This window comes from Bacillus thuringiensis, from assembly GCF_001182785.1.
GTDB lineage: Bacteria > Bacillota > Bacilli > Bacillales > Bacillaceae_G > Bacillus_A > Bacillus_A thuringiensis_S.
Genome location: NZ_CP012099.1, coordinates 3,083,550 through 3,098,185, shown reverse-complemented (window position 1 = coordinate 3,098,185; position 14,636 = coordinate 3,083,550). Strand labels below are relative to the sequence as shown.

Genomic DNA, 14,636 nt, shown 5'->3' with positions numbered 1-14,636 from the left:
GGATTATTATCCATTACCAACCTATTAAACTAAATGACGAGTTATCTAAAATTAACGATTATTGGTATCCACAAGTGATTGGTGAAATGAATGACGATCAAATTCAGCTTTTTAAAGCTAATGGAGATTTTATATGGCATGAGCATCCTAATACGGATAAGCTATTTATTGTGCTTGAAGGGGAGATGTTCATCGATTTCCGTGATGGACAGGTGAAAATTTCTAAGGGCGAGATGTTTATTGTCCCGAGAGGCGTTGAGCATAAACCTTTCACTGAAAAGGAATCCCACATCATGTTGGTAGAGCCTAAAAGGGAAATGGATTGATAATCGTAAAAAGATAAAAAAGGAGCGGAAATCCGTTCCTTTTTTATTTATCTTACTATTTTTAGGAGTTTAGTATGAGTAAGATGTGAATAAAGGATGAATAGCATTTTTATCAATAAAAATTTATTGGATTTTTTGTGGAATATATATGAAACGTTGTATAAAATAATCAAGAAAGCCAAAAAATATAGGGGGAAAGTTGTGAAGAAAAATAAGAGTTTAATAAGTTTTTTAGGAGTGTTTATTATGTTGTTTTCTTTTTGTTTTCAAGGAAATGTACAGGCAGATGTAAATACCGTTCAATCTGGAAAAATCAAATCAGGAAACGTAACAGTATGGGAAGTTGGAAATGTAGCGAAAGTATTAGCGGATGTGGAGCGCTTAAATTTAAATACAGTAAATGTACCGATTCAAGTGGATATCCCGAATGTGACTTCTACTAACATGGTAATTAATCAAGCGCAAAAGCAACAAGCTATTATTTTAATTCAAGAATTATTAAAGCGTAATATTCAAGTTATAGTGGAACCGTTCCCGTATATTCAGCAGGGGAATGTTGGAGAGACAGAATGGAACCCAAGTAACATTAATGATTTCTTCTGGAATTGGAAGACGGTTATTCTGCAAGATATTTTTAATTCCATTACAAGTAAATACGATGTGTATGGACTAAAGATTGCTTCTAATTTCGTGAATATGGAGTATGCAGAAGGATACTGGAGCGATACAATTGATTTTGTTCGTAAGCAGTATAAAGGAAATGTTTTGTATCAAATGAACTGGTGGTTAACAGCGAGCTGGGACTCTTCTTATGAAGCTAAGTTTAAAGAAAAAATCAATCGCCCGTATTTAAAAAAGGTGGATATTGTTAGCATAGACAGTTGGTTTGAAGTTTCAGGAAAAAGAAATCCAACATATGAAGAAGTGAAGCAAAGTTTGTTTGCGACAACAGTATATAATCGTGGGCAAAATGTTGTTCAGCAATTGGAACAATTACATAATGCAACAGGAAAGCCAGTTTACTTCGGTGGATTTAACGTTCCAGCATGTGAACTTGGATTACAAAATCCATGGAATCCAGATGTTTCAAATGTGTTTTCGAAAGATGTACAATTAAATGGATGGCGTGCTTACCGCGATGTATTAGAACCGAAACCATATTTTAAAGGTTTTTCAATTTGGTTTATTGGCTCTAATGATAGTACACATGCGTATCAAATACATAGTAAAGAAGCAGAGGCAGTTATTAACGGGTGGTACCGAAAATAAATTTTATAAAATAGGTAAGTTTTAAAGTTTACTACATATATTTCTAGTGAAAGGCCTTTCACCATCTTATCACCTAGGGGGCAATCATAATGAAATTTTTGTCTTACCTTACAGTAATTTTGGTGATTCTTGGCGGTTTGAATTGGTTATTTGTAGCGTTAGATTACAATGTAGTTGAGAAATGGTTTGGTTCTATGCCGGCGCTTGTGGACACTATTTATTGGCTCTTTGGTCTTTCTGCTATTTATCAAATCTTTGATCGGTTCTTTACGAACGACTAGCTATTATTATTTTATTATTAGAGTGTTAAGTACGATTATGTACTTAACACTTTTTTATGTGTATATAAAAAGTCTGCACTTGCAAGCGATTCCATCGCGTCTTGCGCCGTAATAATAGAAAACAAATTGACCGTATATTATATTTTAGGTTATAATTCAGAAAGTTTAAAAAATAATCGAATGAGAAATAGGGAGGTTATGAGGGTGATGGAGAGAGTCTATAATTTTTCAGCAGGACCATCAATACTCCCTTTGCCAGTTTTAGAGAAAGTGCAAAAGGAGCTATTAAATTATAACGGGACAGGCATGTCTATTATGGAAATGAGTCATCGATCTTCTTATTTTCAAAGTATTATAGAGGAAGCAAGTAACTTACTTCGTGAATTAATGAGCATCCCTGATGAGTATGAAGTTTTATTTTTACAAGGCGGTGCGTCATTACAATTCTCTATGATACCACTGAACTTAATGAATACGTATAAAAAAGCTGGGTACGTACTAACTGGCTCATGGTCTAAAAAGGCACTGCAAGAAGCCGAAAAAGTTGGGGAAGTACAAGTGATTGCTTCTTCTGAAAAAGAGAAGTTTACTACGATTCCTAAACTGGACGGTTTATTAAGTGATGAAAAACTAGATTATGTACATATTACAACGAATAATACAATTGAAGGGACAAAATATGTGGAAATTCCACATGTAGAAAGAGTGCCGCTCGTTGCGGATATGTCCTCAAATATTTTATCAGAGAGATATGATGTTTCGAAGTTTGGTCTTATATATGCGGGGGCGCAAAAGAATTTAGGACCTGCGGGCTTAACGATTGCTATTATAAAAAGAGATTTAATTGGGGGAGCAGATCGCTCTTGTCCGACAATGTTAAATTATGAAACTTACAGTAAAAATAACTCCTTATATAATACACCGCCATCCTTTAGTATTTACGTAACAAAACTTGTACTAGAGTGGTTGAAAGAGCAAGGCGGAGTATCTGCGATTGAAGAACAAAATAAAATGAAATCTTCACTTCTTTATCATTTTTTAGATGAATCTAAATTGTTTACTTCACCAGTTGACCCTGCGTATCGATCACTTATGAACATTCCATTTACAACACCGTCAGAAGAACTTAACAATGAGTTTTTACAAAAGGCGAAGGAACGCGGTTTCGTTACGCTAAAAGGACATCGCTCAGTCGGCGGTATGCGTGCAAGTATTTACAATGCGATGCCAGCACACGGTGTAAAACAATTAGTAGATTATATGAAGGAATTTGAGCTTGAGAATAGATAGGGAGATGGGGATATGTTTCGTGTTCAAACGTTAAATCAAATTGCAGAAAAAGGTTTACAAGTTTTTACTGAAGAACGTTATGAAGTAGGGGATAAACTCAATCACCCAGATGGGATTTTGCTTCGTAGCTACTCTTTACATCAAGAAGAGTTTTCAAAAGACTTAAAGGCGATTGCAAGAGCTGGCGCTGGTGTAAATAATATTCCTGTCGAGCGATGTACAGAAAAAGGAATTGTAGTATTTAACACGCCGGGGGCAAATGCAAACGCCGTAAAGGAACTCATTATTGCCAGTCTTATTATGTCTTCACGTAACATTATTAATGGTGTAAGTTGGACGAAAAACTTAGAAGGTGAAGAAGTACCACAGCTTGTTGAATCAGGAAAAAAACAATTTGTTGGATCAGAAATTGCAGGGAAACGTCTAGGTGTTATCGGACTTGGCGCAATCGGTGCTTTAGTTGCGAACGATGCGTTAGCGTTAGGGATGGATGTTATCGGATATGATCCTTATATTTCAGTTGAAACAGCTTGGCGTCTTTCTACACATGTGCAAAGAGCGTTTAGCCTTGATGAAATTTTTGCAACGTGTGATTATATTACACTGCATATTCCTCTTACGAATCAAACGAAGGGGATTATTGGGGAACACGCTGTAGAGAAGATGAAAAGAGGGATGCGTCTATTTAATTTCTCTAGAGGAGAACTTGTAGATGAAAAGGTTCTTCAAAAAGCATTAGAAGAAGATATTATTACACATTACGTAACGGATTTCCCAAATGAAAATGTAATAAAGATGAAAAATGTAACAGCGACGCCTCACCTTGGTGCATCTACGTCTGAATCGGAAGAAAATTGTGCAGTAATGGCAGCACGTCAATTACGTGAATATTTGGAGACAGGAAATATTCGTAATTCAGTAAACTATCCAAACGTCGAGCTTCCATATATCGGAAAGAAACGTATTACAATTATGCATCAAAACGTTCCAAACATGGTAGGACAAATTACAGGATGTTTAGCAGAACATCATATAAATATTGCTGATATGATTAATCGTAGTAAACATTCTTGGGCATACACAATGATTGATATCGATAACGGAATTGATGATATAATAAAAGAGAATATTGTAGAAAATATAAGCAAAATTACAGGTGTTGTAGCCGTTCGAATGATTGTGTAAAGGAGAGAGGAATGTGGCAAAAATACGACCGTTTCGGGCCATTCGTCCAGTAGAGGAAAAAGCAGCACAAGTTGCAGCTTTACCGTATGACGTATTAAATAGTGAAGAGGCAAGGGAAGTTGTAAAAGGGAATCCATATTCTTTCTTGCATGTTGATAAAGCAGAAATTGATTTAGATCCTGAACTGTCACCGTATGATGATCGCGTGTATGAAAAAGCGGGCGACAATTTAAAGCAATTTGTACGAGAAGAAGTGTTCATACAAGATGAAGAGCCAGCGCTATATATTTATGAACTGACAATGCAAGGAAGAACGCAGTCAGGCCTTGTCGTTTGTACATCTATTGATGAATACGAAGATGATACAATTAAAAAACATGAAAGAACACGTCATGAAAAAGAATTAGATCGTATTCGCCACGTAGATGTGTGTGACGCAAATACAGGTCCTATCTTTTTAACGTACCGTACAAAAGAAGAAGTAAAGCATTTGATTAGAAGCTGGAAAGAAGAGCATGCGCCAATTTATACATTTACAGCAGAAGATGGTGTTAAGCATGTTGCGTGGAAGGTTGCAGATGAAGAAGTAATTGCGACTTTAGTAAACGCATTTGAAGATATTCCTAATCTTTATATTGCGGATGGGCATCACCGCTCTGCATCAGCTGCAAAAGTAGGGCTTATGCGAAGAGAACAATATCCAAATTACACAGGAGAAGAGGAATTTAATTTCTTCTTATCGGTTCTATTCCCTTATGATGAATTATCAATTTGGGACTATAACCGCGTTGTGAAAGATTTAAATGGCTTATCAGAGGAACAGTTTTTAAATCAAATTACGCAGTACTTTTATGTAGAAGGAGCAATTGTTTCTCCGTATAAACCAAATGAGCCCAAATCATTTGGTATGTATGTAAATGAGAAGTGGTATAAGCTTACTGTGAAAGAGGAAACATTTGATGCGAATGATCTTGTTAGAGGTTTAGATGTATCTATCCTGCAAGATCATTTATTAAGCCAAGTACTTGAAATACATGATCCGCGTTCTGATTCACGCATTGATTTTGTTGGTGGAATTCGGGGGCTAGAAGAGCTAGAACGCCTTGTGAACAGCGGTGTATATAAAGCAGCATTCTCATTATATCCGACATCTATGGAAGATTTATTAGCAATTGCAGATGCCGGAGAAGTCATGCCGCCGAAATCAACGTGGTTTGAACCGAAACTTCGCAGCGGGTTGTTTGTTCATTCTTTAAAATAAATAGACTTCTTTAGTTAGAAAAACCGAAATGATTTTTAGTTTCGGTTTTTCTTATTTTAAAAGTGTTTTCGAGGAGGGGTATTAATGAAATTGCAAGTAGGCGAAAAAATCACCTTTGAACGAACTTTTACGAAAGAGGATGTTGCGTTATTTACAGAAGTATCGAAAGATGAAGGTGTTCATCATGTTACACCAGATGAGCAGGGAAGATTTGTTGTACAAGGGCTGTTAACATCAACATTGCCTACAAAAATTGGCGGTGATTATAACGTACTAGCTCGCAAAATGGATTTTGAATTTTTACGTCCTGTTTTTAGTGGGGATACGATTCGTTGTGACGTAACTATTGAACAATTTGAGCCTGATGAAAAAAATCGTACAAAAATTATTGCGACGTTTATATGTAGGAATCAACTTGAAAAGGAAGTTATGAAGGGGAGTTTTTCGGGGATTATTCTTTAATTAGTAAGAAAAGAAATGAATAGGTGGGGGCATGATGTCTCTAGGGCGTAGATTTTTAATTCCCCCATGAAGAAAATTTTATGCATTGCTGAATACTGATAATATACTCTGTTCATTTTTAACTTGAATAAACTCGTCAACAAAAAGGACATTCCTAGTATTACAAGAAATGTCCTTTCCACTAAATTATAAGGTATTTTGCTGAAATTCAAACTCTAAAATTAGTTTACTAGTTTGACCTGTAAACTGATAATTATAGGATCCTCTCAGGTTTTCTAAGTTACCGGTAGCTTTAATAATTGTTCCTGGGGAATCTAAATTTCCTTTATCAAATATTCCTTGCTCTATAGCTGTAAATGTCCCTTGTTGCCCCTTATAAATCCCTTCAAAGTGTAAAAATCCAGAAATTTTAGCAGTAGCTAAGTGACCATCATTTATATTTGAGTCTAAATAATATAATAAGTATTCAACAAAAGCCTTTCCTTTTAATTCCCCATCAATATCATATTCGACATGAGCAATATTAATAGGGAAATCTTTTTTATTATCATCGATTGGTTTTTCATCCCACTTACTTACTGTAAATGTTACTTCCATACACGTAATCTCCCTCCAATTAGATACTTATTTAAAGTTTTCCTTTATTCCACGCCACTCTCTAAAATAGAGAAAGACCCATTTTCACAATTAATTTCCGCCAGCGCGCCGTAAGGTAAAATAAACTTCGGTTCAGTATGGCCAAAACTTAAATTATAAAGAATCGGCAAATCTTCTAAGTTATGTTCTTTCATAACCTGCAATATTTCCTGTTTATATTCTTCATAGTATTGTTCATCTTTCGGTTTACCAAAAATGATTCCTTTTGCTTTTTGAAGAATACCTTGCGCTGCATAATTTCGTAACCAATACTTTATATAATTTGGTTCTGGATGCTCTTCAGATGTTTCAAAGAATAGAATACTATTCTCCCAATGCTTTTTCTCAGGCCAAAGTTCCGTTCCTTTTACGAATTCCAATACTTCAATACAACCACCAATTAAACGCCCTTGTACAGTCCTAGATCCTTGAAGGACCTCATATCCGTTGTTTTGCTGCATCGTACGTCTTGTATCTTTATTTATTTCTATCCATTCTAAACGCTCACTCGTCCATTCGTTAGCTGGTTGAATTTCACCAATAATCTCATTTGAAAAGAGAGTTCGATTCACTGTTTCAATCGTATATGAATCCATCTCTATATTTTCAGCAAAATCGCTTAAGATTGCTGGACCGTAAAAAGAGGAAATTCCTGCTTTATGACAAAATAAGTGTGAAACGGTATCGTCAGAGTACCCCATAAAAATTTTCGGATTTTCACGTATCACATTAAAATCAATATAAGGTAGTAAACGGATACTATCTTCACCACCAATATTCGTAATAATTGCTTTAACACGCGTATCTTTAAATGCTGTCATTAAATCTTCCGCACGAGCTCCTGGATTGTTATAAAGGTATTCGCTACCTTTTAAACTATTTGGCATTGGGATAACTGTAAGCCCAAATACGTCTTCTAATCTCTTTACTCCTTGCTCATAACGCCATCTTAGCTTAGAATCACCCGCTCCTCCCCATGAAGCACTTACTGTTGCTACGATATCTCCTGGCTGTAATCTCTTTGGTTTTATTAACATATGAATTCCGCCCCTACATAATGTAATGAACTACGATTATACAAACCGTAGCGCTGAAAAATATGATGCATGACATTAGTTTCTTCATCATCAACAATTTCACCTGCTGTAACTCGAGAATCTAGTCTCATTGTTGTATATTTAAAAATCACAGTATGCATCATTGCATGAGGAAAACGGTTGTTATTTTCACAACCTGTAACTATAATGATTACAGGTTGGTCGATACCAATCAAAAAAATAAAATCATCATGAATGGAGATGTTACATATGGGTATGAAAAAAATAATTTTAGCAGGTGCTTTAGGGATCGCAGCATTATCAGGAACGAATGTACCAGGATTAGAACTAACAAAAGCGAGTGCAGCTTCAATTGAATCGAATTTCTCAACGTTAGAAGGACGAGTAGTAGAAGTAGATAACGGTGTGATTGTTGTAAAATCTAAGCAATATGAGGAACCTGTTAGTGTGTATATTGATTCACTTTCAAACGTGAAAGTAGGAGATGAAGTAAAAGCTACTGGATCTATGATGCGTAATTTTACAGAATATATGGTTGCAACTGCAGTTGAAAATACAACAAACAAGTTAGGTATGCACATGAAAGAAGATGGTTCGCCTGATTATGTGATTGGGAAAGTATCAAAAGTAGGAACGATGGAAGATGAAGGAGACGGTGCTACTAAATATGTCGTAGTTGAGTATCCATCGCTAAATGGTAAGAAAGTTATTATTGATGTTTTCTTAACAAAGGGACAAGTATTTAATACGGGCGAGAAAGTAAAAATTGATATGAAGTACGTGGGCTGGGGTGGAAGTTCTATTAACTGGAACACAACGGATAACATTGAAAAAGTTCATGAGGTAAAGAGCAACGTTGAAAATAATGATGATGTTTGGATTTGGTCTTAATAAGGTGAGTATAAGTCGTTATTTGCATTTTTCTCCAAACAATACATGTAAAAACTAAATGTATCATGCAGTACCCATCAAATTATTATGTGTATAACAATTTGATGGGTACTTTTTGTTTTGTGTTTTTTTGAGAATAACGGATTTCCAATAAGAATATGATGTTAACATTGGAGCGAAGGTGAAAAAATACAATATTGAAAGAGGTGTTCAAGGGTGGAGCAAGATGATGTTTATTTACGAGCTAAAAAAAGGGTGGAGAATTTAAAAGCTTTTTACATTCATTTAACGGTTTATATACTAGTGAACTTAATGCTTTTTATTATAAATATAAGTTCTGATTCAAGTAAATTATGGTTTTTATATCCACTTGCAGGCTGGGGAATTGGTATCGTTATACACGGTTTGACAACTTTTCCAGTTGGGATATTCGGGAAAGAGTGGGAAGAACGAAAGATTAAAGAATATATGGAGAAAGATAAGTGAATTTATTTCTGGAACGTATGAATATAAAATCTCATATAAATTTCTATGATCACACGCTTGATGCGAAGTCTATTTTATAGCTTCGCTTATTTGCTTTGCATTCGAAGTTTGTGCGAGTGAGAGTGTTTATATTCATTTTTTAGGATGAACTGCATGTGAAATCAAAACTTTATTTGTAGTACATAATAAATACAGTTGTTTTACTTTTTTAATTACTTGTGGATGTAGGATGAAGTTGATTTATTACCCTATATTAAAATAAAAATAAACCACTGTTCGATTTGAATATTCCACGATATAATGGTGAGAGTTTATGACAGAATAAATATTTACATAAGAAGTGAGGTACTGTATGAAAAAAAGAACGACAGACATTATTTTTATTATTATCGGTGCATTTCTTTTTGCGTTAGGTGTCAATTTGTTTGTTATCCCGAACGAATTTGGTGAGGGCGGAGTAACAGGCATCACGATTATTACGTACTATTTATTTGAATGGTCACCGGGCTTAGTTAACTTAATTTTAAATGCGATTTTGTTAATAGCCGGTTATAAGTTTTTAAATAAGATTACAACAATTTATACGATTATCGCTGTAGTTACGAACTCGCTATTTCTTCATTTGACAGAAGGCTGGACGATTACTTCGGATGAACTGCTCGTAAATGCCATTTTCGGAGGAATATTTATCGGGTGCGGGATTGGTCTTATTATTCGCGTTGGCGGAACAACTGCAGGTACAACCATCTTAGCAAGGATGACACATAAATATTTAGGATGGAGCATTAGCTACGGTCTACTGTTCTTCGATTTAATCGTTGCGTTTTCATCTTATTTCATTATTGGTGCAGAAAAACTGATGATAACAATTATTATGCTATATGTAGCAACGAAAGTGATGGAGTTTGTAATTGAAGGTTTAAATCCGAAGAAAGCCATTACGATTATTTCTGATAATCCGAATGAAATTGCCGGGAAGGTAACTACCTTAATGGGCAGAGGGGTTACTGTGTACTCAGGTCATGGCTATTACACGAAAACTCCGAAGGAAATTCTTTATGTTGTTATTAATAAGCAAGAAGTAGTGAAGCTAAAACGGATTGTTCAAACTACAGATCCGGCTGCGTTCATCGCTATACACGATGTTCGTGACGTATTTGGAGAAGGATTCGTTGATATTTCTAAAGCATAGAAATTACTTTTCATTAAAATAATCTTAATACTAAAACGTAAGAATCTATTTTGAATAATCTTTTTTCAAAATAGATTCTTTTTCTTTTTCTTGCAAAAAATCCAATTGTTTCTTAATGTAAGGATGTAGAAGGATGAACAAGAGAGGGTTTAATGAAGATGATACATATTTTATTAGCTGATGATGATAAGCATATTAGAGAATTGTTGCATTACCATTTACAAAAAGAGGGGTTTAAAGTTTTTGAAGCGGAAGATGGAAAGGTAGCGCAAGACGTATTAGAGAACAAAAATATTCATCTTGCGATAGTAGACATTATGATGCCGTTCGTTGATGGTTATACGTTATGTGAAGAAATCCGGAAATATCATGATATTCCTGTTATTTTATTAACTGCAAAGGATCAGTTAGTCGATAAAGAAAAAGGGTTTATTTCTGGTACGGATGATTATATCGTAAAACCATTTGAACCAGCTGAAGTCATTTTCCGTATGAAAGCTTTATTGCGTCGTTATCAAATGCTGAGTGCTGACATTATTACACTCCACGGAACGACAATTGATCGTAAAGGTGTTGAAGTGAAGTGTAACGGGCAGACGATTTTGCTTCCATTAAAAGAATTTGAGTTATTATCACAACTTGCTAGTTATCCTGGAAGAACATTTTCAAGAGAAGAGCTAATTGAATTAGTATGGGGAATGGATTTTGAAGGAGATGAACGAACGGTTGACGTTCATGTGAAGCGGCTGAGAGATCGTTTCTCAAAACGAACGGATGATTTTCAAATTACGACAGTGCGCGGACTCGGGTACAAGTTGGAGTTGAAATAAAATGAAATCACTATATTCTAGATTTGTTTTTATGACAGTCGGTATTATGCTTCTTAGTAGTATTATCGGCTTTTTATTGACGAACGTATATTATCAAGTGAAGCTAAAACCGTATAATAGTGAAAAGATTTTAAAGTATGCTGAAGAAGTTAAATCGTTATATGAAAAGCAAAGTGAAGAAAATCAAGAGACGTACTTACATTCTATCGCAAAGTTAGGGTATGAAATTTATATTGTCGATGATCAAAAGAATGGAAAGCGTATTGGCAATGCGTTTCGTAAGACGTCTATTAGCGATGCTACTGTTCATAAAGTATTGCAAGGAGAAACGTTTAATGGTGTTTCCACCTATCCAACTCGTCTCTTTATTACAGGGTTTTTCGATAATGAATTAATTAATAGCGTCGGTGTACCAGTGCAACACGGTGATAAACAGTACGCTTTATTTATTCGTCCTGACATTCAGAACCAATTTGGCGAAATGCGAATTTTCTTAGCGGTATTACTTGGGTTTATCGTACTATTAAGTATTATTTTTATAGCGATTGCAGCAGGTTATATCGTTCGCCCAATCCGTAAATTTACGAAGGCTACGCAAAAAATTGCGAGTGGGGAATATAAAATTGAATTAGACGTAAAACGAAAAGATGAAATAGGAACGTTATCTACGAGCTTCCAAAAGATGACGAAAAGTATTAAAGAACTAGATGAAATGAGACAAGAATTCGTTTCGAACGTTTCACATGAATTTCAGTCGCCGCTTTCTTCTATACAAGGTTTTTCGAAGACGTTGCAAACAGAAAAGATGAGCGTGGAAGAAAGAAACCATTACTTACAAATTATTGAGGGTGAAAGTAAGCGAATGTCTAGTTTATGTAAACAGTTACTCACGCTTGCATCACTAGATAAAGAAGAGAAAGTTCTACAAATAAAAGAATTCAATTTGCAGAAGCAAATTAAAGACGTTATTTTTATGCTCGAATGGAAATGGCGTGAAAAAGATATCGCTGTTGAATTTGATGTGCCAGATATCACTATAAAAGGTGATGAAAACTTACTTCATCAAGTATGGAGTAATATCTTTACGAATAGCATTAAGTTTTCAAACGATGGTGGAACGATTGAGTTTTTCGTGGAAGAGTTAGAGTCTAGCGTTATAATTTCTATATCAGACAACGGAATCGGTATGAAAAAAGAAGAAATGGATCGTATTTTTGACCGTTTTTACAAAGTAGATACAGCAAGGGCAAGAAACGTAGAAGGTAGCGGTTTAGGATTATCAATCGTGCAGAAGATTGTTGAACTGCATAAAGGGACCGTTTCGGTATATAGCACGAAAGGGGAAGGGACGACTGTTCGGGTGGAGCTTCCTAAATAGATAGAAGAGGCTGTTTGGGAACAGCCTCTTCTTTTTTTGTCGCTAGTATACGTGTAAAATGAAAAAATATGAGTCATTTTAATTGCATAATCGGATGAGTTTATGGAGTGGGATTAGGAGGAAGTTTATTTAAAAATGTAGAATCTCTACAGAGTTAGAGGGAGTGTATTAAAACTTGAACTGTGTAGGGAGGAAATTACTTTGAAACGAATTGACTTGTTATTAAACGTACTAGATTCAACATTCGATAAAGAGAGTTGGTATGCACCGTTTAAACATGCTATAGAAGGACTTACAGCTGAACAGGCTATGTGGAAACCAGCTGGAGAGACAACGAATACCATTTGGGAGAACGTTAATCATCTCACTTATTACAAAGAAAGACTTGCTGCAAACTTGGAAGGACGTGAATGGACACATAATCTTGATGGTAATGACACCTTTTATCTTACTAAGCAATCTAATGATGATACGGAATGGAAGGAAGTCGTTGAACGCTCTGAAAATGCTCAGCGTAATTTAAGACAGATATTAAGTGCAATTTCTGAAAGAGAACTTGAGCAAAATTCACTTGAAGGTAAATTACTGGACATTATGCTTCATGATGCTTATCATACAGGCCAAATTATTCAATTAAGGAAAATGCAGGGGGCATGGCCATCAAAGCGTTAACGGAGCGTTTTAGTTGGTACTATTGTTGAATAAATTTTAGATATTCAAACGATTTTATTGTTATATTTTTAGTGAAGTATTTTACATCCAAAATGAAATAATTATATTTTTAACCCCGTCCCCAATTTAGAACGGGGTTATGTTTGTTCTGTTATAAAGCCGCACCTTTCCCGGACTCTTCTTTAAACCGAAGCTCAAAAGTATCCGCTGTAATTTCATCAGCTTTCGGCAAAGCCCGTAATTTTGGATGAAGCAGCCATACGAGGGAAATGAATAAAATCCCAATACTAGCAAGCGCGAAAATGAGTTGGCTACTATATACATTCGCAGTGTATCCGCCAATTAAAGAGCCAAGCGGCATAGCAATTGTGCCCATGCTTCGTGTGACTGAATTGATACGCCCAAGATATTGGTTTGGAATTACAATTTGACCAATAGTCGCAAATAATATGTTGGTCGCACCAATTGGTATCCAAGCTAAGCCAAATAAAAAAATGGATAACCATTGAAATGGTACAATCGTAGAGAGAAACCAAAAGAAAGCGCCAGTTGCGAAGCTAATAATGGAGACACGGCCAACATTATGTTTACCAACCCATGAACTGAATAGTGCTCCAATTAAACAACCGGCTGATATAGCGGCTAAAAAGAACCCATATAATCTCACACCACCTAAAGAATCAGCGAAAGAAGGGAGTATGGCCATCGTCATACCGATTGAAAAATTAGCGACAACGGAACCGATTAAGAAGACGCCCATTAAGGAACGAAAGACGATTGAAAACCCTTCTTTTAAATCAGTGAAATATTGCTTGGTTGAAAGTACTGTGTTTGCTTCGGTTTGTTTTGGCATTTTCAATGAAACGAACAAAAGGGCAGTAATCGCAAATGTAATAGAGTCGATCACATATAAAGTAATTGCGCCAAATAGTGCTACTAATATTCCGGAAAGAGTCGTGCAAATTAAATCAATGCCTTGGTATGCAAATGAGAAAAGTGAATTTCCTTTTAATAATTGTGTTTTATGCAGTAGAAGTGGTAAAGCTTTTGATTGTGCGGGATAGGCGAATTGTTCGATAAAGGCTACGATGGGCATGATGATGAGTAGTAGTTGGACTGTTAATAGGTCGAAGTAGTGTGTAATAGGAATGATTAAAATAAGAATGCATTGCAAAACTTGTGTGATGACGAGGGTGTTTTTTATTGACCATCTATCAACGAATGGACCAGTAAGAAATTGTAATGCAGAAGGTAATAACGTTAGGGAACCAGCCAATCCAGAATAAAAAGGATTACCACTTAATTTGTATACGAGCCACATCGCTGCTACATAATACAGGCTATCTCCTATGTTTGTAAAAATTCTTCCTAAAAATAATAAGAGGAAATTCCGGTTTTTTAATATGTCCACTTTATCTA

Annotated in this window: 17 protein-coding genes; 13 read left to right on the top strand and 4 right to left on the bottom strand. The window is 35.4% G+C overall.

Annotated elements, in window-relative coordinates:
* The first annotated feature begins 86 nt into the window (after window positions 1-86).
* From AC241_RS15970 to AC241_RS15940, 7 genes are all read left to right on the top strand, one after another.
* On the top strand, window positions 87-326 hold the full coding sequence (locus tag AC241_RS15970) for a cupin domain-containing protein (RefSeq protein WP_000997182.1): 240 nt from the start codon (window positions 87-89) through the stop codon (window positions 324-326).
* Between the two features lie 201 nt (window positions 327-527).
* On the top strand, window positions 528-1,595 hold the full coding sequence (locus AC241_RS15965; protein ID WP_050844226.1) for a glycoside hydrolase family 113: 1,068 nt from the start codon (window positions 528-530) through the stop codon (window positions 1,593-1,595).
* Between the two features lie 89 nt (window positions 1,596-1,684).
* Window positions 1,685-1,876, top strand: a complete 192-nt coding sequence (locus tag AC241_RS15960) for a DUF378 domain-containing protein (RefSeq protein WP_000670801.1) — start codon at window positions 1,685-1,687, stop codon at window positions 1,874-1,876.
* A gap of 207 nt (window positions 1,877-2,083) precedes the next feature.
* The gene (serC, locus tag AC241_RS15955; protein ID WP_016080970.1) at window positions 2,084-3,166 is read left to right on the top strand and encodes a 3-phosphoserine/phosphohydroxythreonine transaminase; all 1,083 of its coding nucleotides are present in this window, start codon (window positions 2,084-2,086) and stop codon (window positions 3,164-3,166) included.
* A 12-nt stretch (window positions 3,167-3,178) separates the two neighbouring features.
* A complete protein-coding gene (locus tag AC241_RS15950) occupies window positions 3,179-4,351 on the top strand; it encodes a 3-phosphoglycerate dehydrogenase family protein (RefSeq protein ID WP_029442803.1) in 1,173 nt (390 codons plus the stop codon).
* 13 nt (window positions 4,352-4,364) lie between these two features.
* A complete protein-coding gene (locus tag AC241_RS15945; protein WP_043936644.1) occupies window positions 4,365-5,612 on the top strand; it encodes a DUF1015 domain-containing protein in 1,248 nt (415 codons plus the stop codon).
* Between the two features lie 84 nt (window positions 5,613-5,696).
* Window positions 5,697-6,074 carry a MaoC family dehydratase gene (locus AC241_RS15940; RefSeq protein WP_000776360.1) on the top strand — a complete coding sequence of 126 codons (378 nt, stop codon included), beginning with the start codon at window positions 5,697-5,699 and terminating at the stop codon, window positions 6,072-6,074.
* Window positions 6,075-6,260: 186 nt separating this feature from the next.
* Here AC241_RS15940 and AC241_RS15935 read toward each other — a convergent pair whose 3' ends face one another.
* From AC241_RS15935 to AC241_RS15925, 3 genes are read right to left on the bottom strand one after another with little or no spacing between them, the layout of a single operon-like run.
* Window positions 6,261-6,671, bottom strand: coding sequence for a DUF3224 domain-containing protein (locus tag AC241_RS15935; RefSeq protein WP_029442801.1), 411 nt, complete (start codon window positions 6,669-6,671; stop codon window positions 6,261-6,263).
* Between the two features lie 44 nt (window positions 6,672-6,715).
* Window positions 6,716-7,747 (bottom strand): S66 family peptidase, encoded by a 1,032-nt coding sequence (locus tag AC241_RS15930; protein ID WP_043936643.1) that lies wholly within the window; start codon window positions 7,745-7,747, stop codon window positions 6,716-6,718.
* Window positions 7,741-7,983: a hypothetical protein gene (locus tag AC241_RS15925; protein WP_043936642.1), complete on the bottom strand. Its 243-nt coding sequence runs from the start codon at window positions 7,981-7,983 to the stop codon at window positions 7,741-7,743. Before AC241_RS15925 ends, AC241_RS15930 begins: the two co-directional genes overlap by 7 nt.
* Window positions 7,984-8,017: 34 nt before the next feature.
* Here AC241_RS15925 and AC241_RS15920 point away from each other — a divergent pair, with 34 nt between their 5' ends.
* The 6 genes from AC241_RS15920 to AC241_RS15895 all read left to right on the top strand — a co-directional run bounded on the left by AC241_RS15920 (window position 8,018) and on the right by AC241_RS15895 (window position 13,217).
* Window positions 8,018-8,659 (top strand): ATP F0F1 synthase subunit alpha, encoded by a 642-nt coding sequence (locus tag AC241_RS15920; RefSeq protein ID WP_043936641.1) that lies wholly within the window; start codon window positions 8,018-8,020, stop codon window positions 8,657-8,659.
* 216 nt (window positions 8,660-8,875) lie between these two features.
* A complete protein-coding gene (locus AC241_RS15915; protein WP_016080975.1) occupies window positions 8,876-9,145 on the top strand; it encodes a 2TM domain-containing protein in 270 nt (89 codons plus the stop codon).
* A 352-nt stretch (window positions 9,146-9,497) separates the two neighbouring features.
* Window positions 9,498-10,337 (top strand): YitT family protein, encoded by an 840-nt coding sequence (locus AC241_RS15910; protein ID WP_050844224.1) that lies wholly within the window; start codon window positions 9,498-9,500, stop codon window positions 10,335-10,337.
* Between the two features lie 152 nt (window positions 10,338-10,489).
* The gene (locus AC241_RS15905; RefSeq protein WP_080990814.1) at window positions 10,490-11,167 is read left to right on the top strand and encodes a response regulator transcription factor; all 678 of its coding nucleotides are present in this window, start codon (window positions 10,490-10,492) and stop codon (window positions 11,165-11,167) included.
* A 1-nt stretch (window position 11,168) separates the two neighbouring features.
* A complete protein-coding gene (locus tag AC241_RS15900; RefSeq protein ID WP_043936640.1) occupies window positions 11,169-12,545 on the top strand; it encodes a sensor histidine kinase in 1,377 nt (458 codons plus the stop codon).
* A gap of 201 nt (window positions 12,546-12,746) precedes the next feature.
* Complete coding sequence (locus AC241_RS15895) at window positions 12,747-13,217, top strand: DinB family protein (protein WP_016080978.1); 471 nt, start codon at window positions 12,747-12,749, stop codon at window positions 13,215-13,217.
* 151 nt (window positions 13,218-13,368) lie between these two features.
* On the opposite strand, the gene AC241_RS15890 is transcribed toward AC241_RS15895, so the two are convergent.
* Window positions 13,369-14,628: an MFS transporter gene (locus tag AC241_RS15890; protein WP_050844222.1), complete on the bottom strand. Its 1,260-nt coding sequence runs from the start codon at window positions 14,626-14,628 to the stop codon at window positions 13,369-13,371.
* Window positions 14,629-14,636 lie beyond the last annotated feature (8 nt).

Bases quoted from the DNA above. Each gene is read 5' to 3' on its own strand.
- AC241_RS15900 (WP_043936640.1), top strand. From the start codon at position 11,169: ATGAAATCACTATATTCTAGATTTGTTTTTATGACAGTCGGTATTATG.
- AC241_RS15940 (WP_000776360.1), top strand. From the start codon at position 5,697: ATGAAATTGCAAGTAGGCGAAAAAATCACCTTTGAACGAACTTTTACG.
- AC241_RS15905 (WP_080990814.1), top strand. From the start codon at position 10,490: ATGAAGATGATACATATTTTATTAGCTGATGATGATAAGCATATTAGA.
- AC241_RS15920 (WP_043936641.1), top strand. From the start codon at position 8,018: ATGGGTATGAAAAAAATAATTTTAGCAGGTGCTTTAGGGATCGCAGCA.
- AC241_RS15910 (WP_050844224.1), top strand. From the start codon at position 9,498: ATGAAAAAAAGAACGACAGACATTATTTTTATTATTATCGGTGCATTT.
- AC241_RS15930 (WP_043936643.1), bottom strand. From the start codon at position 7,747: ATGTTAATAAAACCAAAGAGATTACAGCCAGGAGATATCGTAGCAACA.
- AC241_RS15935 (WP_029442801.1), bottom strand. From the start codon at position 6,671: ATGGAAGTAACATTTACAGTAAGTAAGTGGGATGAAAAACCAATCGAT.
- serC (WP_016080970.1), top strand. From the start codon at position 2,084: ATGGAGAGAGTCTATAATTTTTCAGCAGGACCATCAATACTCCCTTTG.
- AC241_RS15960 (WP_000670801.1), top strand. From the start codon at position 1,685: ATGAAATTTTTGTCTTACCTTACAGTAATTTTGGTGATTCTTGGCGGT.
- AC241_RS15970 (WP_000997182.1), top strand. From the start codon at position 87: ATGAATGACGATCAAATTCAGCTTTTTAAAGCTAATGGAGATTTTATA.
- AC241_RS15950 (WP_029442803.1), top strand. From the start codon at position 3,179: ATGTTTCGTGTTCAAACGTTAAATCAAATTGCAGAAAAAGGTTTACAA.